General features: G+C 45.5%; 17 protein-coding genes, 1 tRNA gene and 1 pseudogene. 6 read left to right on the top strand and 13 right to left on the bottom strand.

Annotation, left to right across the window (positions count from 1 at the left end):
• The first annotated feature begins 128 nt into the window (after window positions 1–128).
• A complete protein-coding gene (locus NF212_RS07140; RefSeq protein ID WP_434360120.1) occupies window positions 129–860 on the top strand; it encodes a MipA/OmpV family protein in 732 nt (243 codons plus the stop codon).
• On the opposite strand, the gene NF212_RS07135 is transcribed toward NF212_RS07140, so the two are convergent.
• Both NF212_RS07135 and NF212_RS07130 read right to left on the bottom strand, forming a co-directional pair.
• Window positions 857–1306 (bottom strand): GNAT family N-acetyltransferase, encoded by a 450-nt coding sequence (locus NF212_RS07135; protein WP_434360118.1) that lies wholly within the window; start codon window positions 1304–1306, stop codon window positions 857–859. The two genes, NF212_RS07140 and NF212_RS07135, sit on opposite strands and share 4 nt — an antisense overlap.
• Before the next feature lie 89 nt (window positions 1307–1395).
• Window positions 1396–1857 (bottom strand): carboxymuconolactone decarboxylase family protein, encoded by a 462-nt coding sequence (locus NF212_RS07130; protein WP_434360116.1) that lies wholly within the window; start codon window positions 1855–1857, stop codon window positions 1396–1398.
• Window positions 1858–2045: 188 nt separating this feature from the next.
• Between NF212_RS07130 and NF212_RS07125 the strand changes: the two genes are divergently transcribed.
• Window positions 2046–2939 carry a LysR family transcriptional regulator gene (locus NF212_RS07125; protein WP_434360845.1) on the top strand — a complete coding sequence of 298 codons (894 nt, stop codon included), beginning with the start codon at window positions 2046–2048 and terminating at the stop codon, window positions 2937–2939.
• A 133-nt stretch (window positions 2940–3072) separates the two neighbouring features.
• On the opposite strand, the pseudogene NF212_RS07120 reads toward NF212_RS07125, so the two are convergent.
• From NF212_RS07120 to NF212_RS07090, 7 genes and pseudogenes are all read right to left on the bottom strand, one after another.
• A pseudogene (locus NF212_RS07120) lies at window positions 3073–4404 on the bottom strand (Na+/H+ antiporter NhaC family protein); the annotation flags it as partial.
• Between the two features lie 173 nt (window positions 4405–4577).
• Entirely contained in the window at window positions 4578–5780 is a 1203-nt protein-coding gene (mtnK, locus tag NF212_RS07115) for an S-methyl-5-thioribose kinase (RefSeq protein WP_434360114.1), read from the bottom strand.
• A gap of 6 nt (window positions 5781–5786) precedes the next feature.
• The gene (locus tag NF212_RS07110; protein ID WP_434360112.1) at window positions 5787–6839 is read right to left on the bottom strand and encodes a s-methyl-5-thioribose-1-phosphate isomerase; all 1053 of its coding nucleotides are present in this window, start codon (window positions 6837–6839) and stop codon (window positions 5787–5789) included.
• A gap of 9 nt (window positions 6840–6848) precedes the next feature.
• Entirely contained in the window at window positions 6849–8162 is a 1314-nt protein-coding gene (locus NF212_RS07105; RefSeq protein ID WP_434360110.1) for a Na+/H+ antiporter NhaC family protein, read from the bottom strand.
• A 7-nt stretch (window positions 8163–8169) separates the two neighbouring features.
• Entirely contained in the window at window positions 8170–8823 is a 654-nt protein-coding gene (locus tag NF212_RS07100; RefSeq protein WP_434360108.1) for an L-fuculose-phosphate aldolase, read from the bottom strand.
• Between the two features lie 38 nt (window positions 8824–8861).
• The gene (locus NF212_RS07095; protein ID WP_434360106.1) at window positions 8862–10025 is read right to left on the bottom strand and encodes an iron-containing alcohol dehydrogenase; all 1164 of its coding nucleotides are present in this window, start codon (window positions 10023–10025) and stop codon (window positions 8862–8864) included.
• A gap of 8 nt (window positions 10026–10033) precedes the next feature.
• Window positions 10034–10786 (bottom strand): DeoR/GlpR family DNA-binding transcription regulator, encoded by a 753-nt coding sequence (locus NF212_RS07090; protein WP_434360104.1) that lies wholly within the window; start codon window positions 10784–10786, stop codon window positions 10034–10036.
• A 697-nt stretch (window positions 10787–11483) separates the two neighbouring features.
• On the opposite strand from NF212_RS07090, the gene NF212_RS07085 reads away from it, so the two are divergent.
• Complete coding sequence (locus tag NF212_RS07085; protein ID WP_434360102.1) at window positions 11484–11975, top strand: hypothetical protein; 492 nt, start codon at window positions 11484–11486, stop codon at window positions 11973–11975.
• 171 nt (window positions 11976–12146) lie between these two features.
• Here the strand turns inward: NF212_RS07085 and NF212_RS07080 are convergent, their stop codons facing one another.
• The 3 genes from NF212_RS07080 to NF212_RS07070 all read right to left on the bottom strand — a co-directional run bounded on the left by NF212_RS07080 (window position 12147) and on the right by NF212_RS07070 (window position 15309).
• Window positions 12147–12713: a hypothetical protein gene (locus NF212_RS07080; RefSeq protein WP_434360100.1), complete on the bottom strand. Its 567-nt coding sequence runs from the start codon at window positions 12711–12713 to the stop codon at window positions 12147–12149.
• A 291-nt stretch (window positions 12714–13004) separates the two neighbouring features.
• Window positions 13005–13095: transfer RNA gene (locus NF212_RS07075), tRNA-Ser, on the bottom strand.
• A gap of 105 nt (window positions 13096–13200) precedes the next feature.
• Window positions 13201–15309 carry a methyl-accepting chemotaxis protein gene (locus tag NF212_RS07070; RefSeq protein WP_434360098.1) on the bottom strand — a complete coding sequence of 703 codons (2109 nt, stop codon included), beginning with the start codon at window positions 15307–15309 and terminating at the stop codon, window positions 13201–13203.
• Between the two features lie 275 nt (window positions 15310–15584).
• On the opposite strand from NF212_RS07070, the gene NF212_RS07065 reads away from it, so the two are divergent.
• Window positions 15585–16631, top strand: coding sequence for a Preprotein translocase subunit SecY (locus NF212_RS07065; protein WP_434360096.1), 1047 nt, complete (start codon window positions 15585–15587; stop codon window positions 16629–16631).
• 39 nt (window positions 16632–16670) lie between these two features.
• On the opposite strand, the gene NF212_RS07060 is transcribed toward NF212_RS07065, so the two are convergent.
• Window positions 16671–18065, bottom strand: coding sequence for a cytochrome-c peroxidase (locus NF212_RS07060; protein ID WP_434360094.1), 1395 nt, complete (start codon window positions 18063–18065; stop codon window positions 16671–16673).
• Window positions 18066–18693: 628 nt separating this feature from the next.
• Between NF212_RS07060 and NF212_RS07055 the strand changes: the two genes are divergently transcribed.
• Together NF212_RS07055 and ushA are read left to right on the top strand one after the other, a co-directional pair.
• Window positions 18694–19749 (top strand): porin, encoded by a 1056-nt coding sequence (locus tag NF212_RS07055; protein ID WP_434360092.1) that lies wholly within the window; start codon window positions 18694–18696, stop codon window positions 19747–19749.
• 74 nt (window positions 19750–19823) lie between these two features.
• Entirely contained in the window at window positions 19824–21473 is a 1650-nt protein-coding gene (gene ushA / locus NF212_RS07050) for a bifunctional UDP-sugar hydrolase/5'-nucleotidase UshA (RefSeq protein WP_434360090.1), read from the top strand.
• The last annotated feature ends 220 nt before the right edge of the window (window positions 21474–21693 follow it).

Here is a 21693-nt window from a genome sequence, read left to right as displayed (position 1 = left end):
GTAAAGAAATCTGACAATGCCTCCGCATCCAACCTCCCGTAACGCAATAAATTTTGGGCTATCCCCTTGCAAGTAATATCCAGTTTCCCCGTTCTTATTCATGAAGGAACCAAACGGAGACGCAAAAAATGCAGTTCAGACCCAGCTTAATCTTTGCCGGTATCATCCCCCTGCTCACAGGGCAAGTGATGGCTCAGGAGGAATACTATGACTACGGATTTGTTGGCGGTAGCCTGGGAGTTGGGCAAACCGTATTCTCTGAAGACAGTGCCGGGTTTATCGCCGAACCGAACCTTTTCTATAACGGAGAGTACGGGTTTATAGATGGAGGGTTACTGAATGTAGCGGTGATGCCATGGTTGGGAATCACCGGCCAATGGCGTTTCGCAGAAGTCTCAGATGATTTTGACTCCCTTCCGTCAGGCATTGAATCAAGAGAGGGTAATGGAGAGCTGGGACTGACACTGGGTACCGTTGGCGCACGGCTGACGTTTCTTAATGACGTTACCAGCGTCCACAATGGTTACGAAATCCAGCTTCATCTGGGACGGGTATTTGACACACCCATTGACCATTTTGCGGTATCACCTTATGTGGAACTCGACTACCGCGATCAAAACCTTTCCGAGCACCTTTACGGCATTTCAGCTCAAGAGGCCGCCGCTTCGGGGCTTGCGCAATTTAATGCTGACAGTTCCTGGGTATATCAAGCTGGTTTAATTGGAATTTACGATATCACCCCGGATTGGCTGGGTATCATAAAAGCTGAGTTCACGCATCACGACAGTGACAGCCCACTGGTCAGAAGAGATCTGGGTTGGGCGGTCACCTTGGGGGTCAGTTACAAATTCACTGACTAGACTAACGTTTTTTTCATATAGATGCGCAGGTCATCCATATCATAGGTTTCCCATCCTGCGCGTTGGTAAAGGGCTACGTTTTCCACCAGCATATAATGCGTAGCCAGTTCCATGACTTCGCAGTCGCGTTCTTTTGCCTGATTTTCAGCGAAGATCATCAATGCTTTCCCGAAACCCTGTCCCTGAAAATCCGGCGACACGGCGATATTCATCAACGAAGCTTGTTTATTTTCAAAGTGCATAACCAGCCCGGCGGCAATTTCTCCGTTTGCTTCAATGACCCAAACGGGATAGTTAGAGATTTCCTCTTCATAGTTTGCCAGTTGCGGGGGAAGAAGCTGACCTCCCAACCGGGGAACATACAGGGCATATGCCTGCTCCATACAACGTTGCAAACCCTCGGCATCTTTTTCTGTTGCCTCACGAATGTGGCTTTGTACTTCCATGTCTGCTCTCCGCAAAATGTTTCACCCCGATAATAACATGACTCTTAAACAAAAAATGGCCGGCATAACCGACCATTCCGTGCTGCCAATCATATTCGCAGGTATTGATTTTCGAAGTACATCCGGGTTGCCAGTGCTATCCGGTTCCAGACATTAATCGTCACAATCTGGGTGATACATTGCGCCAGGGTTTTCTCTCCCAACAAAGCCAGGGCTTGTTGATATACCACTTCAGAAATACCATGCTCGGATACCAGTGTGACCTCTTCGGTCAGCGCAAGTACTGCCCGTTCTGTGTCACCAAAGAGCGGAGATTCCTCCCAGGCAGCAACAGCAAACATTTGTTGCTCTGTCAGGCCTGCTTTGTGCCCCTCCTGCGTATGCATTTGAATACAAAATGCGCATTTGTTAATCATGGACGCTTTTAACTTAATCAGTGTTTTCAAATGGTCCGAAATTTCACAGCTCTCCAAATGGATTTCCATGTCATAGAGAAGCTTGTAGGACTCAGCGTCCAGTTCAGCGTAATTTAAACGGTGCTGGTTAAACATAACGACCTCACTCAAATGTCAGTTTTTAGGACATGGCAACCGGATATTCCCGGTTTGCTTCGATGAGGGCATTGTTGATTAATCCGATATGTGCGTGAATACATACATTAACTGAAACAGTCATGCATCCAATGCAAAAGCTATTTATGGCATCATTGGCAGGTATCTGTATTTGTATAGAAGCCAATATGCTGGATCTGATTCGCATCTTCATAAAAGTGGTAGAGTTGGGCAGTTTTTCCAAAGCAGCAGCCGTGCTAAACGTGGCCCCCTCTTCCGTGGCCAGGAATATCGATAACCTGGAAAACCACCTCAACACCGCTTTGTTCAAGCGCAGTACCCGTCAGTTGTTGCTTACAGAGGAAGGCGAACGCTTCCTCGAAAGCAGTACCCAACTTCTCTTGCAGGCCGACGAGTTGGTATCTGAGATGCGCCAGGTAAAACGGGAACCTGAAGGCCTGCTGCGCATTTCTGCCTTTGAGAGTTTTGGCCGGCTTTGCATTTGCCCGGTTTTACCCGAGTTTCTTGCCCGCAACCCTGGCGTATCTGTCGAATTAGAACTGGAAAACCGCATTGTAGACCTGAATGCAGAAAATACTGATCTTGGGATTCGTATCGGGCAACCACCGGATTCCTCTCTCCACGCCAGACGACTATTGCCTAACAACACAATGCTTTGCGCATCTCCAAGTTACCTAAAACTGCGTGGTACCCCAACCCATCCAGATGATCTAGCGAAGCACAACTGCCTTACGCTCGGCAACAACCGGCAGAGGGTCAGTTGGTATTTTCACAACAAAGGAAAGCGTGTGAAGGTTAATGTCCGAGGCAACCTTTCTTCCCGTGGTGGTACACCGTTGGTAGAAGCCGCCGTTCACGGTGCAGGAATCGTAAATATCTCAGAATGGATGATGCGGGGGCTTATTTCAGAAGGAAAGCTGGTCCAATGCCTGCCGGACTGGCAAGCCTCTACCCAAGAGGGCTCTAGCGGTGAGATATATGCGGTATACCATGGGATGAAGTACCCCAACCCCGCTCTACGTGCATTTATTGATTTTCTGGTGGAAAAACTGGGGCAATAGATACGACAAAGCCCGCGATTAAGCGCATTGCAGTTCACTTAAACGGAGCCGCTTTGCGATTAGCTGCAGAACGGGTCTTTGATATTTTAACCGCTCTGGGCCTTTTAGGCAGAACTGTCGGGTGATGTTCTAGATGTTTTATAAACACTGCAAGTAAAGAGGTAATTACCAGCGCAAAACAGTAGTAAGAATTAGCCACCACATCTACCGGCGAAAGGTTGAAGACTGAACCCAACAGCAAAACTTGTGCGCCATAAGGTAATACGCCTTGAGTCACACAAGCGAAGATATCCAATAAACTGCCCGCACGACGTGGCGTTACATTGTTCTCTGCTGCGATTTGGCGGGCCACACTACCAGAGACAATGATGGCGACAGTGTTGTTTGCTGTGCAAACATTCACCATCGAAACTAGCCCAGCAATTCCTAGCTCACTCGCGCGTCCATTCGCTTCGTTTGAGTGATTAGAATCAAAGCTGCGAATGACGCCACTCACGAGATTAGTTAGGAATGCAAGGCCACCTTGACGGCGCATCAGTTCACTCAGACCACCAATAAGCAATGACAGTAGGAAGATCTCTTGCATATTACCAAAGCCTGAGTAGATATCTTGAGCAAAAGTGGTGAGGCTGTAGTTATCGATTGATGACAAGCTGACGCAACCCGCTAGAACGATGCCAATGGTTAGCACGACAAACACGTTCATGCCACATATCGCTAGTAATAGAATCGTTACGTATGGCAGAACTTTCAGCCACTCAATCGCATCTGTTTCAGGAACATGTGTTGCTGCGCTACGGAAGGTAAAAATCACCAGTGCGATAAAAGCGGCTGGTAGCGCAATCCGAATGTTTTCTCTGAACTTATCCTTCATCTCGCACCCTTGTGAACGGGTTGCGGCGATAGTAGTGTCAGAGATGATGGAAAGGTTATCGCCAAACATGGCACCACTTAGTACCACGCCAGCTGTTAATGGAAGGCTCATGCCAGCAGATTGAGAGATACCCAGTGCAACCGGGGCAACTGCCGCGATGGTGCCCATTGAAGTGCCCATGGCAGTGGCGATAAATGCAGAAATCAGGAAAATACCCGGCAAAATCATGCTAGTCGGAATAGCCGATAGCCCAAGGTTAACAGTAGCATCGACACCCCCTGATGCTTTGGCAACGGCGGCAAAGGCTCCCGCGAGTAGATAGATCAAACACATCGCAATGATGTCTGGATGCCCGACGCCATGCATAAAGTGTTCAATAGAATGATTGAGTTTATCTTTGCTTAGTGTAAGCGCTAGGATCACCGCAGGTAATACTGCGATAGGAGCTGGCAGCTGATAGAACGCGAAATCCACGCCTTGAAAAGAAAAGTATGTACCCACACCAATAAAAAGAGTGAGAAATACCACCAAAGGTAAAAGTGCGACCGCTGATGGTGCGATGGCTGTGTTAGCGTTTTTTGAACCAGACATATCTACCACAACATTATCAACAAATAGAGTGAGCGGACTAATCCGACGGAAAACGAAACCCCAGTCATGCATAAGTGGTTTTGTTTCCATTTTGATTAGTTTGGTTTTTACGCTGCGATAAAAAGAACCGCAAAAGCGGTTCTTTGTTTAGGGGGATGATTTTTTAATGGGTATTAACCAGTTAGTGCACTTAGGAGCGAGTGCATATCCTGACCATTTACTTCGCGGTCAATGATCAAGCTTGATGCCAACTCAATTAGCTTGCGTTCAACGGCTATACGCTGCTCGCTATCTTGGATTGTTTCAAGTTCTTTCACTTTGGTGTCACCGATTACGCGGCGGATAATTTCAAGGCCAGCGTAGCCTTTTGCATCCGCAACGATTTGGCGCGTGTACCATTCAACAAACATTTCATTCTTAGCGACATCTTCTTGCACAGTAGCTAGGTAAGCTTTTTTGAACTCGCGTTCAAAACCGTACAAAATTGCAGGCACTGTGGATGCAACCCAGTTGATGAAGTTGTCTTTAGTTTCTGACTCTTCATCGGTTACTTGGCACACCATTGCTGGCATTACTAGGTGCGCAATCACATTACCGATGTCGTAACCGATTGGACCGTAGAATGCGAACTCAGGATCAAGCACCTTAATGCCATTGTGGTTGATGAAAATCGAACCAGAATGGAGGTCACCGTGAATCAATGCTTGTGCGTTGTTCATGAAGTTGTAGCGTAGCTTCATCGCCTCAGAGACTAATTGGTGGTTCGAATAGATATGCTCTTTAACATACTCTTCGTTACCTTGAGTGATGATGTTACGACCTTTGTAATCATTGAAAGGTTCAGTGAATACTAAGTCTTCTGAAATATCACACAGTTCAACGTTAGTGAATTTCGCTACGTTGGCTTTCTTCTCTGCACGGTTTAGAATCAGATCAGTAGTGCCTAGAGCCGTTTTAGAGAAGTAGCTGATAATTTGTTTATGGAATGATGGGAAAACCTGACGCTCCATCATTTCGTAACGGAAGTTTTTAAATTCCGATACGTCTTCCATAAATGTTACCGACATGACAGGGTCATATAGGTAAACCTCAGGGATCATCTCTGGTGCCAACTTATGCTGAATTTGTAGCATAGTTGCTTCAATTTCACTGCGTTTTACATCCAGTGGGCGACCGCTGGAGCGCAGTACGACGTCCGCTTGCTTCAGAATCAATGAACGATTGTTTTCTTGGTCAGTGATTTTGTAAACATAGTTAATGTTACCGTCACTGAGCTCTTTAATTTCCAGACCATCTGTTTTGCCAAAGAAGTGCAATTTTTCTTCGATGTAGTTAGGAATATCTTCGAAACCTAATTTAAAGTGAGTAGAGTACATGGCTATTTAGCTCCAAAATTTATTATTATTTTCTGCGTAAGATTTCAGATCAAATGGGCTGTAGATACCAATATCAGTCACCACACCATTAACCAGTTTTGGACCGGTAATATCGAATGATGGGTAAATTGATTCCACACCTTCTTCAGTGATGCGTTGACCCATTAATGTCATTGTTTCTAAAGGATCGCGTTGCTCAATCACAACTTGATCGATAGTGGCTAAATCCACATCCGGAATACCCGTTACGTAGTAAGGAATACCAAAGTGTTGAGCCAAAATTGCGATTTGTAGAGTACCAACCTTGTTCACCACATGACCGTCAAGCGTGATGCTGTCCGCGGCTGAGGTGAATATGTTGATGCCTAGATGCTGCATCGCGTATGCAATCATGTTGTCAGCTAGTACAGTGACTTTAATGCCCTGATTTTGCGCCACAGTGGCGGTAAAACGCGCTCCTTGGAAGAATGGACGAGTCTCCGCACAGAAAAACTCGATGTTCTTACCCTGACGTTTCGCTTCACGAATCATGGTGCCGATGATGGTTTCACCAAAGCACTGAGTCAGGATTTTGCCGTTGTCAGGGATTAGCTTAACCAAGTATTTTGCTACTTCACCAATTGCGCTGTAGCGTTTGTTTAAGGAGTGAATCGCATGCTCGAAAATCGCTTGTGATAACACTTCACCAGATTGCATTGCATTGCGAGCCACTTCCAAGCAACCATTCACCACGATAGTCATGCGGTTCACAGTCGTTGGGCGAGCGTGAGATAGGGCATATGCTGCATTCTCTAAAAATGCCATCTGCTCGTCAGCAGACAATGTTTTACATTGGTCAGCAGCCAGCGCCATACCCATTGCAGCAGCCGTGTAAGGGCCTGCACTTTGTGTCACCATATCTGTGATGGCTTGCGCTACTTCTTGGTAGTGAGTGCAACGAACGAATTCTTTTTTGTATGGGTAGACGCGGCGATCCAAAATTCGCACCATACCATCTTCATACCATGCAACATTTTCATATTGCATCATAAACGCGAGTTCGTAATCTTGACGTTCCATGAGTGTTTCCTATGCTGCTTTGGTTGCTGCGATTAGTGCAGTTTTCTTAGAGAAATAAACCATTGAGATTAGAGCCATCACTAGCATTAGCATTGGGTAGAATGCGTAAGGCATTACTGATACTGGTGAAATTTGAGCTAGGCCTGCAACCATCAGGAACTGACCAGCGTATGGCATCAAACCATTCATTGCACAGCCACAGATATCGAGTAGAGAAGCCGTTTGAACTTTGTTGATACCGTATTTCTCAGAGATATCTTTGGCGATAGTACCTGCAGTTAAGATACCGATAGTGTTGTTAGTCGTTGCTAGTGTGATTAAGCTTACTAGGCTAGCAATACCAACTTGGCCGCCAAATGCACCGTTTGAACGCGCTGTGATTTTCTCTAGTAGGAAGTCGATACCACCGTAGTGCTTCATTAGACCAACTAGACCAGATACCACGATGGCGATCATGCCTAGGTTTTGCATCCAACCCATACCACGTTGTACTGATTCAAGCGCTGATAGGTAGTCTAAGCTGCCGTTCATGAAACCAATCACGATACCTGCAACCACACCTAGTGCTAATACGCCCATAACATGCAGACCAGCAAGAGCAGCAACGATGATCAGAACGTAAGGAGTAATGTTGATTAGTGAGTATTCACCAACGACTGTCTCAGCACCGTTACCGAAAGGAATGATCGCTAGCAGAATGATTGTACCGATGATCGCTGGTAGAACAGTGATGAAGTTGTATTTGAATTTTTCTTTTAGTGTTACGCCTTGAGTACGACAAGCCGCGATCGTTGTATCCGATACGAATGAACAGTTATCACCGAACATCGCGCCACCAACAACCGTTGCCATGATTAGCGCAGGGTTACCACCCACTTGCTCTGCAACACCCACACCGATCGGCGCTAGAGCTGTGATTGCGCCCATAGAAGTACCCATCGAGAAAGATAGAATACAACCGATAACGAAAATACCCACTAGAACCATGTTTGAAGGAATGATAGATAGGCCGAAGTTAACTATGGAGTTAACCGCACCCATTTGGTCCGTTACTGAGTAAAATGCACCAGCAAGTAGGAAGATAAGCACCATCATGATGATGTCGCTATCACCTGCTGCTTTAGTGAAGATATTCATCTTCTCTTCGAACGTATCTTTCTTGCCTTTTGGTTGAATTATTAACGCTACAACCACAGAAAGAGTAAACGCCACTAGCAATGGCATACTTGAAAAGTTGTCAGCGTAAACACCAGTTAATACATAAATAACAATGAAGAAAATGAGAGGCAGTAAGCCAATAAAATTACTTTTCTTAGTCATCATTAAAGTCCTATTTAGTAGTCACTTGACTGTATTTTTTAAACGCAACTAACATCTCTTGAACTCCTTCATTACTGATAATATTTGGAGTGCCAAGCAATTTAGCCTTGTAATAAATCTCAGCAGACAACTCTATTTCTTCCGCCTTGTTAAACGCGTTTGCAATATCTTTAGCACCAGCGACTAAACCGTGGTTTGCCATTAAAACGACATATCGTTCTTCCATTGCTTCAAATACATTATTTGCTAATTCTTCCGTTCCATTTAAAGCATAGTTAGCGCAGCGTACATTTGGGCCGCCACAAACTGCGTTTAAATAATATGCTGATGGAATTTCCATCCCTAGAGTTGCTAATGTTGAGGAATAAATAGGGTGAGCATGAACCACGGAATTAATGTCATCACGATTCTTATAGAAAACCGTGTGTAAAGCATATTCCGAAGATGGTCTGTTATCACCTTCTACTACATTGCCATCCAAATCGATAACGACAACATCTTCTGCTGTCATAGTTTCATAATCTATTCCACTTGGAGAGATAATTACTAATTTATCTTCGCGGGAATAAATACTAATGTTGCCACCAGTGCCACGTGTTAAACCTGTGCTGACCATTTTATTGCAATATTTAACGATCAGCTCTCTCTGCTTTTCAAACATCATAGCGAAAGCCTATATATATATTGAGTTTTTAGAAAATATTACGCAGCGATTTCTAGTACGCGAATAATATCTTTGCGTGCTAATTGAATATAACGACCAAGTGTTTCATTGCCGTTTAATGCTTGAATAGCCACTTTGTCGAATTCATTGATTGGAATATTTGATTCAGTCAATGAAGTTGACAGATTCATAGCTTTGAATGCTTGAACAAACCCATTGATTGCGGCTTGTGCTTTCTCTTCTGGGTTGCCTTTTTGAACACCAAACACGTTTTCTGCCAAACGAACTAAACGCTCAAGCTTGTTGTTCTCAATTAAGTAATGCATCCAGGCAGGGAAAATAATCGCCATGCCAGCACCGTGAGTGATATTGTATAGGCCACTGATCTCATGCTCAATGCGGTGTGATGCCCAATCAGAACTACGGCCAGTGTCAAACAAGCCATTATGGCAAATGGTGGCTGCCCACATGTATTCCGCCATTAAATCGTAGTTCGTGTGGTCTTCCATCAGTGCAGGTGAGATGGCGAGTAACATCTTAAGCAAACCTTCCATCATGTAGTCGTTCAATAGTGAACATTCTGTGGTAGTAAAGTAACGCTCAAGAGTGTGTGACATCGCATCAGCAATACCTGATGCTAGCAGTGGTTTTGGTAAGCTATAGGTTAGCTCTGGATTCAAAATTGCAAAACGAGGGAAAAGCTGAGAATTGTCTACGCCTTTCTTAAGTTTAAGCTCATCGTGCGTGATGATGGCGCTTTCAGACATCTCTGAACCAGAACCACAAATGGTAAGAATTACACCTACAGGTAGTACTTGGCTTGGTGTTTCGCTACCGGTAAAGAAATTCCATACATCACCTTGATGCAAAACGCCCATAGCGATCGTTTTTGCTGAATCGATAACGCTACCGCCACCAATCGCCAGAATGAAATCGACACCGATTTCGCGACACATTTGCACGCCTTCTTTTACCCCAGATAGAAGCGGGTTAGGCACAACGTTATTTAGGGTGACGTACTCAATGCCATTTGTTTTTAATGAGTGAGTGACAGCATCAAGTAACCCATTGGTTTCAATGCGATTACCATCATAATGAATCAACACTTTCTTACCAAAAGGTTTGATGTAATCGCCCACTTTAAGGTGTTCATCTTTACCGAAATGAACTTCGGTTTTGCATGTGAACTTAAAATTATCCATGTTACGGCCTAAAGGATAGTGACATTAGAAGTAGAGCAGATACGTTGTTCGTCATCTGTCAGTTTTTTATCGGTTATTAGTACATCAACACAATCAACATCAGATATTTTCATTAAACTGAATGAGTCAAATTTGGTGTGGTCTACAACCAAAATTACTTGCTTGCTGTTTTTCATCATTAAATGACGAATCATTGCTTCATCTTCACTATTATCGTAAAGCCCTTTTTCTAGGTTGAAGCTTGGACAACTAATAAATGCTCTATTTGCGGAAAATTTACTTAAAAGGTCAATTGCAATAGAACCAGTATATGAATCATTGTCATCACAATATATACCACCAATCATAATTAATTTTAGGTGACTGCCTTTTACATAGTCATTTACAATTGATGAGTTTGAAATAATGGATACTTTCTTTTCTGACTTTATTAATTCTTGAACGATGCAAAGTGATGTAGTACTGCAATCAAAAAATACAATGTCGCCATTTTTAATTAAAGAAACTGATTTTTTTGCTAATTCTAATTTTTCTTCAACCAATAAATTTTTACGAACTGTACTTGGTACACCATTATCACTTACGTAACATACTCCGCCGTGAATTTTAACGATATTTGTGCATTCTTCTTGTAGTTTATCGATGTCTCGGCGAATCGTTTCTTGCGATACATTAAATTCTTCACTTAGGTCACTTACTTTGAGCGAGCCTTTTTCTTTTACCATGGCTTCAATAATCGATTTTCTTTGTTGTGCTAGCATTTTTTGTTTTTCCTTATTTTCTGCTGAGTATTAGACAATAAACCTAAAAAAATAACTAAGATAGAAGTCACGAAAAACCACAAATACACAGGTAAAAACCACAACTAAAGTCACATAAAACAACAAAAAGTAATGTGGTTATGTGGTTTTTGGTGGGAATTTAGGTTCAAAGGATCGATTTAACGCTTACTTTATGGAAAAGGAGCGTCAGTCGAGTTGCATGTGATAAACCGTGTTTGTAGTGTTGCTTTGCTTATTTTATAAGGTTTTTGGGCTGATTGGGGTAAAGGGACAGTAAAAACGATAACGTGGGTTTTTCCTGTAGGGTGTGGGAAGTGTGAGGTTAAAGGCGTGATAACTCACATATGCCACACAATACCACATTTTATGGCAAGGCGAAGTTTTAGCGGCAGTGGCTAAGTGGGACTAGTTAAGAAGCAGTGACAATGCTCCGAATCCTGCATCTTGAAGTCACTTGAGTATAGTATCGATATACTAAACAAATCAGTTATGTATCAGTTCTGAAATCTTCGCTGGTTTATGAGAGGATGGTAAAGCTGGCGATAGCCTTTTTGCCGGGTTTGGCTCGTTGTTTTCTCACGTGAGTATCTCGACAAGAGTTGAGTGTGTATATGTGTGGCTTATTGAGGGATTATACAAGCGCCAATATCAACATCAAACGAAAGGGAGTTACGTGATGTTTAAGTATAAACAAGTCAATGTGGTTTTTAAGCAGGAAACCGCCGAAAGCTATCAAGGAATTGAACTCCAGAGTTTCACCCTTAGATCAGATGAGCACCAAGTGCAAACTCAATTTAGTTTCGGAGATGGTTACGCCGAGCAAAGATCCGAGACCCAATTAGTCACTGAGTTGACTCTACCTAATATCATCAAAGTATCATTGCTTCTGCAAAATCAGACGCCACAATTTGCGATAGAAATATTGGGCAGTGGTGAAGAGGTTGTAATGACTGACGCCTTCTATTGGTTCGATGACAGTTTGATTTTCCAAAATGGCCGCAATGACGATCTAACACCAAAATGGACTAATCTGGTTTGCCGAGGCGGTTCATTTGATGAATTCGCTCAAGCTATGGTGAAAGCAATTAGCACCATTAATACCCAAATAGATCAGCAAATGAAACAGGCGTTAGGTGAACAACGCGTACCAAGCCGAGCATTACATTGATAATGGTACCCCCCCCCCCCACTTCAAGACACAGAAGTAAAGATTAAGGACGCTTTACATCATCAGGGCAGTGCTGATGACTGAGTCACTGAGGGTATCATTTTGACCACAGCAGTCTGAGGATTCCTTGTTGTACCAATGCTTGATAACGGCGTTGTCTATTCTAAAAGTCTACGAATCACACAGAGCTAAGGCCAGATTGTAACGTTTCCAGTTAGCAATTTTACCCTTTGGTTTCCCCATGATACGACCTAATGAAGTCGCTTCAATGATCAGATCGCAAAGAGTTAGGATAGTTGATCCTGGTTTGGGCAAAATGTCATAAATTGGCAAATCCGATGCAATAGTTGCATCACCGTCAGGGAACAAAGTCCTGCTGTGACTTGTCATCGATAAAAAGATCCAGCACATCCGCATTGAGCAGAACTTAGTGTGCACTGCATGCACCTGACCGCCTTCTGCTACCGTCACACCCATCAATCCCGATGAAACATAGTCACCGCGAAACGTATCAACCTTGCTATCGAGTTGAGATTTAAAGGTAGGGTAAGACGTCTTATTTGTTACACATAGTTCATGGGTGACCTTGACAATATCCAGATTTCGATTGATGGCAAGCGACTGATCTTTGGTCAACAGGCTGATCTTGATATGGCAGGGGTAACCGGCTCCTGTCAAATCCCGAGGCATAGCTTTACGAAAATGGAACACGCCCGGAGGCATTTTTTGTAGGTACATATGTCTCACCTCTTTATGTGGGTGTGACATTTCTTTGCAGAGATTCAAAAAATCCTTTGAATTTCTGAGAGTTTTTGAGAAAAAATGTGGCGGAGGGATAGGGATTGACGCAGTCGCTGCGCTCCCTTGCCCTTCGGGTCGTTGCCTGTTTCCGACTTCGTCGGGGCAACGTTGTCTCGCTTCGCTCGGCTGAAGACATACCGTCCCTCCCGTCTAGGCTTCTGCACCCTATCCATAAAGTGGCATGAAAACGCAAAAAGGCCGCTGAAATCTCAGCGGCCTTTTCTAATGTGGCGGAGGGATAGGGATTTGAACCCTAGATACGCTATTAACGTATGCCGGTTTTCAAGACCGGTGCTTTCAACCGCTCAGCCATCCCTCCGAACGCGGCGAATACTATACGCAGGAGGTTTGGCTGTAAAGGGAATTTTCAACCACAGTGGTTTGATTGTGCAAATTTACACCAATTGCACAATCAGTAACCCTTTTAAACCTTGAAATGCCCGACCAAAGAACTGAGGCGACCCAGTGAGTCACGCATTGAGTTGGTGTAGGTAAGGTTCTCCGCTGCTGCTGTACGGCTCTCCTCAACCACTTCCTGGACATGCTGGGCTCGCTGGTTAGCCGATTCCACTACGGAGCGCTGCTCCGCCGCCGCTGTCGCAATTTCCTCATTCATTTGATTGAGGTTGTTAATGGCTGCGGAAATACGTTCAAGTGCATCACCTGCATCACCCGCCAGCTTCACGGTGGTTTCGCCCCCTTCCTTCGACCGGTTCATGGATTGAACCGCATCATTCGCACCACGCTGCAAACTTTCTATCATACCCTGGATTTCGTTGGTGCTGTTTTGCGTCCGGGAAGCCAGCGTCCGGACTTCATCTGCTACCACTGCAAAACCACGACCCTGCTCACCGGCTCGCGCAGCCTCAATCGCTGCATTGAGTGCCAGCAAGTTCGTTTGTTCAGCAATGTCCCTGATTACATCCAAAACCGACACAATTCGGTCTACTTCGGTATTCAGTTGGTCAATAACACTGGCACTTTTGTCGATGTCTCCTGCCAACCCCTGGACAGAAGCCACTGCTTGACCCACCACCTGACGGGCGGACTCGCCGTCTGTGCTGGCGCTTCTTGACGCATCAGAGCAGCTTCGCGCGTTTGAGGTAATACTGTCGGCGGCGTTATTTACCTGGTTTATCGCGTTTACAACCGCTTCGACATCCTGGCTCTGTTCTTCAACGCGCTCGCTGACTTTTCCTGACATCTCGGAAATAGCACCGATAGATTGGTTCAGGCTATTTGACTCAACAGCGATCTGAGACACCAGATCCTGAATTTTAGCGACAAATCCGTTGAATGCTCTTCCCAGTCCCGCAATCTCGTCTTTACCGCTATCATTGACACGCTGGGTCAGATCCCCTTCACCCTGCGCAATGTCGTTCAGGCTATGCAGGAGTTCACCGATAGGCTTGGTGATTGCACGCAACAGCGCCGCGGTGACAAAGACGCCAATCGCCATACCGGAGCCCCATACCAACACCAGGGTAGAAACAGCCGTTAACACAGCTTCTGCAGCGGCTTCGTCTGCAGAATCCGCAATTGCATCAGCAGAACCAGCTAATTTTTCCAACTCCGCATCAGCGGTAATAATGTACGACTCCAATTCTTCTGTGTACCTGTCTGCGGCAGTTTCAGCCTCAAGCTGGTCCCGGTAACTGTCAAAAAGGCGCTCATCCTCATTTGCCAATCGGTTCCATTTCTCAAAGTTCGCCCGGAGTGCAACCGCATCATCCTTATCTTCCTGGGTCTCAGCAAGATCATCCAAAATGGTCATAAGAGACAAAACCTGAATGGAAAGCGCATCGAAGTTTTCCCTTACCTCACCCAGTTTGGAGGCATCTTCTTCAGCAAGGTACTCACCCGCGGTATCCTGCATCTCAATGACATAGCGCTGTAACTTCAATGCTGCTTCAACAACCGGATAGTCCCTCTCAAAAAGCTCCCCGAGGACATCGTTAACCTCTTGCGCCGTGGAGCCTACGGTAGCTGCAAGTACATCCCCGCGATCTTCAGCTTTGGCCATCTCTTCTTCGTTTTCTAACGCAAATTCGTCAAGTGCGACAATCAGCTCACCACCAATTTCATCAAATTTATCCAGCAGTGATTTGGCTTTTTCTTCTTCGAGAAGCTCATCAGTATGCGCCTGGTACATTTTGTCGATTGCAACTGTCAGGCTCTCGTTAGCAGCCATCGCAGCAGAAGCAAAACTGATCTCTTCGCCTGACAAAAGGCTTTCAAGTTCTTTGAATGAATCGTTGTATACCTTGTCCAGCTCGGCAAACCTTGGGTACAGGCTCTTGATCTCCTCCAGACTTTCAGACGCCATGATTTCATTAGCCACCTTACCCTGTTCCCACAGAGAGGCAATCATGTCATCTGTTGCTTCGATGGTAGGCGTTATGTCATCAGAAAGAACATTGATTTCACTTTCCAGTTTCCAAAGATAATTCAGGCCAACTCCAGCGGTAACAGAAAGCAATATAAGCAATACCAAAACCCCAGTAATCAACCTTCCTTTTATCGTTTTTAACATGTTCCAAATCCCTCAAAATTAACAAAAACCGCAACAGAAATGGCAACCCGTATTCAAAATGTAGACTATGTGGCGTCTCACATGTGATTTTATGTAACCTAAATGCGACATATCGAAGCCCGACACGCTTATTGAAGCTTTATTCGCCTATCAGATGATAGTTTGTTCACCTACACAGCGATTTACGTATTTCTGACGATAACACCACACCAAATGCGCTATCATTCCGGCCTTTCAGCTTCACCCTTCCTCTGGAATAACGAATTAACCCTGTGATGCATTACAAAAAACAACTTGAGTACCGCTATCCAAAAGGGCTGTTTTCAATGCTCAGCGTGTACTCCTTTACGGGTGCCGCCATTTTGGCCTCGACCATTTTTTCTTTGCTTTTGTTCCTGTCTATCGACGACAACCCACTGATGAAGTGGCTGTTTGGCGCCCTGGCAATCATTTTCGAGGCAGGGAAATTTTACGCCTGGTATGAGTACGGCGAACGCAAGGCTCACCGGAACTTCAGCGGGGCAGCCTCAGCACTGTGTTTCTATTTGGTACTGGCTGCCATTTCGATCGGTGGAAGCATCGGGGGCATCAACTCAGCAACCAACACAGCCAAAAGCCATGTTGCTATAGAACAAGCAAAAGTGGATGCCTACAACCGACAAATTGCTGCCATTGATGACCAAATTACCCTGAATAATCAGGCAGCTGAGAAATATATCCAGATGGAGCGCATCGCGACCGGTGTCCAGCGGATTCAGGAGCAAAACAAGAAGCTGCGCCAGGAGCAGCAACGGCTCGCAATGGAGCGAGACAATCTCCCTCCGGTAGCACAGGGTTCTGTATTGGGCTTGATCGACAGCCTTGCCAAAGCCTTCCATGTCTCTGCGCCCGATGCCCAGCTTGGACTGGTGGTTTTCCTTTCGGTTCTACTGGATTTCTTTGCGGCATTTTTTGTCGGTGTCATAGGAGAGGAAAACCGGTTCCGTCACTACTACCGACGCTTTGGTGCTTTTACTATCGATGCGTACGCTGAACCGGTTCCTGCAGGATTTCTTACCGACCAAAGAGAAGACACACTAGGTGAGATGACAACCGCTGATGTTTCGAACGAAGAAGCGCCTGCTGAACCACCGAAGACGCTGGCTGAAAAAGTGATGGAAGCGCTAAGCTCAGAGAGTATTCCCTGTACCAAGCGTGCTGTCGCCAAGCACTTCAGTGTGCCGGCAGAGGAAGTGGACTCGCTGTTCAGTGACTTTATGGAGCGGGGTTACCTCGGTAAAAAGGCCAATAACCACTACCATTGGGTAGGGGAAACAGCCTGACAGACAAAGAGCGCCAATCGGCGCTCTTTTTTTAGGTCATCACCCTAGAGGCTTTCCATTATATTCGCCTGTCAGCGTTTTCAGGTAAGCGGTGATTTTGTCTACTTCACTTTGGCTTAACGTGACACCAACCTGGTACTTCGCCATATCTGCTACAGCCTGCTCCAGTGTCTGGGCGCTGGCATCGTGGAAATACGGAGCAGTCAGAGCGACATTGCGCAACGTAGGAACCTTGAACCGGTGCATATCAAGTTGATCGCCGGTGACATTGTAACGACCATTATCAACCTTGACGGGATTGCCACGATCGGCAAAGTAATCTGCTTTCAGGCCCATTACTTCGAAGGTCTGCCCGCCCATTGCTTCACCCGCATGGCAGGTATCACATTTGTTACTTTTGAACAGGGCGTAACCTTCTTGCTCTTCCTTGGTCAACGCATTTGCATTCCCTTTCAGGTACTGGTCAAAACGGCTGTTTGGCGTCGTTAACGTCTTCTCAAACTCAGCGATAGCATCAGTGATGTTGCCGGCCGTGATACCATCCGGGTAAAGCGCCGTAAACTGGGCTTGCATCGCAGGATCCTGGTCAAGTTTATCGATAATCTGCTTCCAGGATGTGGAGGCCATTTCTATCGGGTTGAGTGGCGGCCCCCCAGCCTGTGCCTGCAGATCTTTCGCCCGGCCATCCCAAAACTGGTGAATATTGAATACTGCGTTATAGACGGTCGGCGCATTTATTGGCCCTTTGGCTCCGCCTACGCCGGTGGATGTCTTCAACCCATCCACACCTCCATGGGAAAGTGAGTGGCAACTTGCACACGACACCGTATTGTCCCCGGACAACCGGGTATCATGGTAGAGCGAATCCCCCAATTTCACCTTGTCTTCGTTTACCCTGAAAGTGGTATAAACAGGTTGTACCGCTTCATTCTTGAAAGCAGGTGAAGCTGGGTTACGTGGGTGTTGTGTAGTACGGGATTCAGTCACCCAATTTAGCACTGTGTCCCTTTCCTGCTGAGACATATCGGCAGCCCAATGCATGGTCAGGTAGAGCGCAGGAGGCATAGAGCCCTCTTCCATTACACTTTCAATCTTTGCCAGATCTGTGTCTGTTATTGGTTTGCCTGAACGCATTGCCGCCAGAACAGGTTCAATACGGAAATGACGCAAACCCTGGTCGATATCATGTTCCATGAGCTGTTTGGCGACCGGAAGGTTAGCATAAAAAGGCATCTCGCTGTTTTTGCTGTGACAATATTCGCAGCCCTTATCTGCCACGATTCCATAAACCTGTCTGGTAAGTGGTGTCATTGAATGTGTGTCAACACCTGTCAGGCGCTTTTGCGTCAAAAGGTTATCATCATAGTGAACGTACGCGACAGTCGACAGGTAGCCTACGGCACCCAGGCCGATGAGCAGCTTTAACTTTCCCATTTAATTTCCTTTTTATTTTGAAGGCAGGGAAAGGTAAAGGCTTGTCTTGGTACGATCAAAATGAAAAAACCGAACGCTTCAATTGACCATTTCGATAAAACATTATAGCAACATTGCAATGCATCAATGATTCATAAGCTTACCTTCAATATGTTTCTATATTGAAAAAGAATAAACATATATTAAACAGCATTCAATTTGTCCGGGATCAATATTCATACCGAGAAAAAATAATCAAACACGCAGCATTACTTAATATTTTATTTAATCTTCCCCATTGATAAACGATCCAATAAAAATCTGTTTTCACAACTTTAAGATGACATAAAATAATATTAAAACGCAGAAAACCTTAGAATTATCAGTGATGCAAGTCACATTATCCCTCCACTAGAAGCACGTTATTAATCAGACACAAAAGGGAGTTTCACTTACTCCAAATGTTAATAAAATGATTTTACGCGACGCACATCACATTTGCATAAAGCAATACGAAAACGTTTGCATGTTAATCAAATCACGATCTCATAAAAATACCGAATTAAAGTATTAACTCTATCTTGTTTGAACAAATATTTAGCGCTACTGTCCTTCTCGCCGATTAATGGCATTTTTTAAGGACAGAAAAATGAATAAAAAAATATTAGCAGCAGTTTTGGCATCTCTTTTAGCTGGTACTACTCACGCCGCCACAATTTATAAAAATGACAACGGCGACAATATTAAAGTTTACGGTGGTGCAGAAGTTGGTGGCACTTTCGTTTCCGATACTGACAAAACACCTTTTGGCCCGGATACAACTTATGTTGATGACTCTTTCGCCACTATTGGTCTGAAAGGTCAAACCGGTAACTTTTTTGCAAAATTTGAAGTAGACGCTGAGCGTCAGGACTGGACGAAAGACAACAATATCCGTCTGGTTGTAGACAAAATGGTCGTTGGTTTTAACTTTGCCAAAGGCCAGTCCATTGAATTCGGCCGCACTGATACCGCTTATGACAAAGTGGATGGTTTCGGCGACATGACCAATGAATTGGGCGTAGGCATTTCAGAAGCCGGTGACCAGGACAATACCATTCGCTACACCGGTGATTTTGGCAAGATCAAACTGTCTGTTTCCCACTCAATGGAAGGTTGGGATGGTGATACCTATAAGGATACTTTGACAAACGACAAAGGACAAATTATTGGCATCAAAGGTGAGCCTGTAAAATATAGCTATGAAACCGACTCGTTATATGGCCAGGTAACCAATGGATACATCGGTTACTATGGAGACAGCTTCACGGTAATTGCCGGCGCAGAGCATGGTGACGAAACTGACATTTACTCACTGCATAGCCAGCTGAAACTAGGCAAATTGACGTTAGGTGGGTTGATTTTTGATGAAACCAAAAACTTCAATGGTGGCACTGATTCCAGTGAGTTCGGTGCCAATATCGGCGGCAAATACGCCATTACTGACCAAATGAACCTGCTGGCCTCATTTAACTATTCAGACATCGACACTTATACAAGCAAAGCATATTTCGGCGTTTTTGGTGCTGAGTACATGTATGCCAAGAACATCAAACTGGCAGCAGAAGTAGCGGTAGGTGATGTTCTTGAAACCAAAAATGCCAATAAGGAAGGCGTTTGGGATACCGGTGCGCTGGGCTACCTGAAAGCTTACTACTGGTTCTAACCTCCCCTGATATTGATTTAAGAGCCCCTCACCGTCCTTTTCGGGGGGCTCTTCTCCCCTGCTTCGAGGCAATCATGAAAAAAACAAATCTCGCACTTTCGCTGCTGGCCTTGTCTGTCTCTGCCGGCTGTTTCAGTCAGGCTGCTATTGCCCAGAACTGGCAACAAGACAAGACTTACAACATCACCATTCTCCACACCAACGATAACCACGGTAACTTCTGGCAAAACGGTAACGGTGAAATCGGCATGCCGGCTCGTGCCACACTGATTAAGCAGATCCGTGAAGACGTAGAGAAAGCAGGCGGTTCTGTGCTGCTGCTCTCCGGTGGCGACATCAACACCGGTGTTCCAGAGTCTGATCTTCAGGATGCTGAACCGGATTTCCTTGGCATGAACATGATTGGTTACGATGCGATGGCTGTTGGTAACCACGAATTTGATAACCCGCTTGACGTGCTGGCGAAGCAGGCTGGCTGGGCGAAGTTCCCCTTCCTTGCCGCTAACATCTATAAAGATGGCAAGCGCATGTTCGAACCTTACAAAATTTTCGATAAGCAAGGCGTTAAAATTGCGGTTATCGGCCTGACGACCGAGGACACTGCCAAGATTGGTAACCCTGAGTATATTTCAGCTGTCACTTTCACTGACCCGAAAGTGGAAGCAAAGAAAGTGATTGAAGAGCTCAAGCGTGACCATAATCCGGACATCATCATTGCCGCTACCCATATGGGCCACTACGCCGATGGCAAGCACGGCTCAAACGCGCCGGGTGATGTACTGCTGGCCCGTTACCTCAACAAGGGCGATCTGGATATGATCGTGGGCGGTCACTCTCAGGAGCCGGTCTGTATGGAAGGCGTGAACCAATACGCCGATTTCAAGCCGGGTGACACCTGTAAACCGGATGTACAAAATGGTACTACCATCGTTCAGGCGCACGAATGGGGCAAATATGTCGGCCGTGCTGATTACACGTTCAAGAACGGTGAATTTACCCTTAAATCTTATGAACTGATTCCTGTTAACCTGAAGAAAAAAGTAGAGGTTGATGGTAAGAAGGTTCGCGTCTTCATCCAGGATGAAATTGTTCAGGATCCGGATGTCCTCAAAGCACTGAAACCATTCAAAGAGAAAGGACAGGCAGCGCTGGATATCGTCATCGGCCACACCAATGGCGAACTGGTTGGTGAGCGCAGCATTGTGCGTAACAACCAGACCAACCTTGGCCACATGATTGCCGAAGCACACAGGGAACGCGCAAAGGCAGACTTTGCGGTGATGAACTCCGGTGGCGTCCGTGCATCCATTCCAGCCGGTGATGTGTCGTACAAAGATGTACTGACTGTTCAGCCATTCGGAAACATCATCACTTACGTGGATATGACCGGTAAGGAAGTACAGGATTACCTGAACGTTGTCGGCACCATGACCAAGGACTCCGGCGCTTACGCTCAATTTGCCGGTATAAGCATGACCGTGGACGGTGACAAGGTTACAAACATCAAGATTGGCGGCAAACCGCTGGATCCGAAAGCCACCTATCGCTTTACTGTGCCTTCGTTCAACGCAGCCGGCGGTGACGGTTATCCGAAGATTTCTGACCACCCGGCATTCGTAAACACCGGATACGTGGATGCAGAAGTACTCAAAGAATTCATTGAGAAAAACTCACCTATCGACGTTTCCAAGTACGAACCGAAAGGCGAAATTGCTGAAAAGTAATTGGCACTAATGACCCGCTGCCCTCGTGTGGCGGGTTCTTTTTGCTTCCTGTTACTCTCGCTGCCGTTTAATTGAACCAGTTGCCACTTAATCCCGCCATAAACCATTCATAAGTTTGCGCTGCCGCTTACCCGCCCATAGTGCCACTCAGCATGCTATTCCGCCTCTTAACCACTGGGCTGGTGCACCATTGCCGATTAGCGTTTACATTCGCTATCGT

Source organism: Parasalinivibrio latis, from assembly GCF_036825535.1.
Taxonomy (GTDB): Bacteria; Pseudomonadota; Gammaproteobacteria; order Enterobacterales; family Vibrionaceae; genus Parasalinivibrio; species Parasalinivibrio latis.
This window is presented reverse-complemented; position numbering and strand designations above follow the sequence as displayed.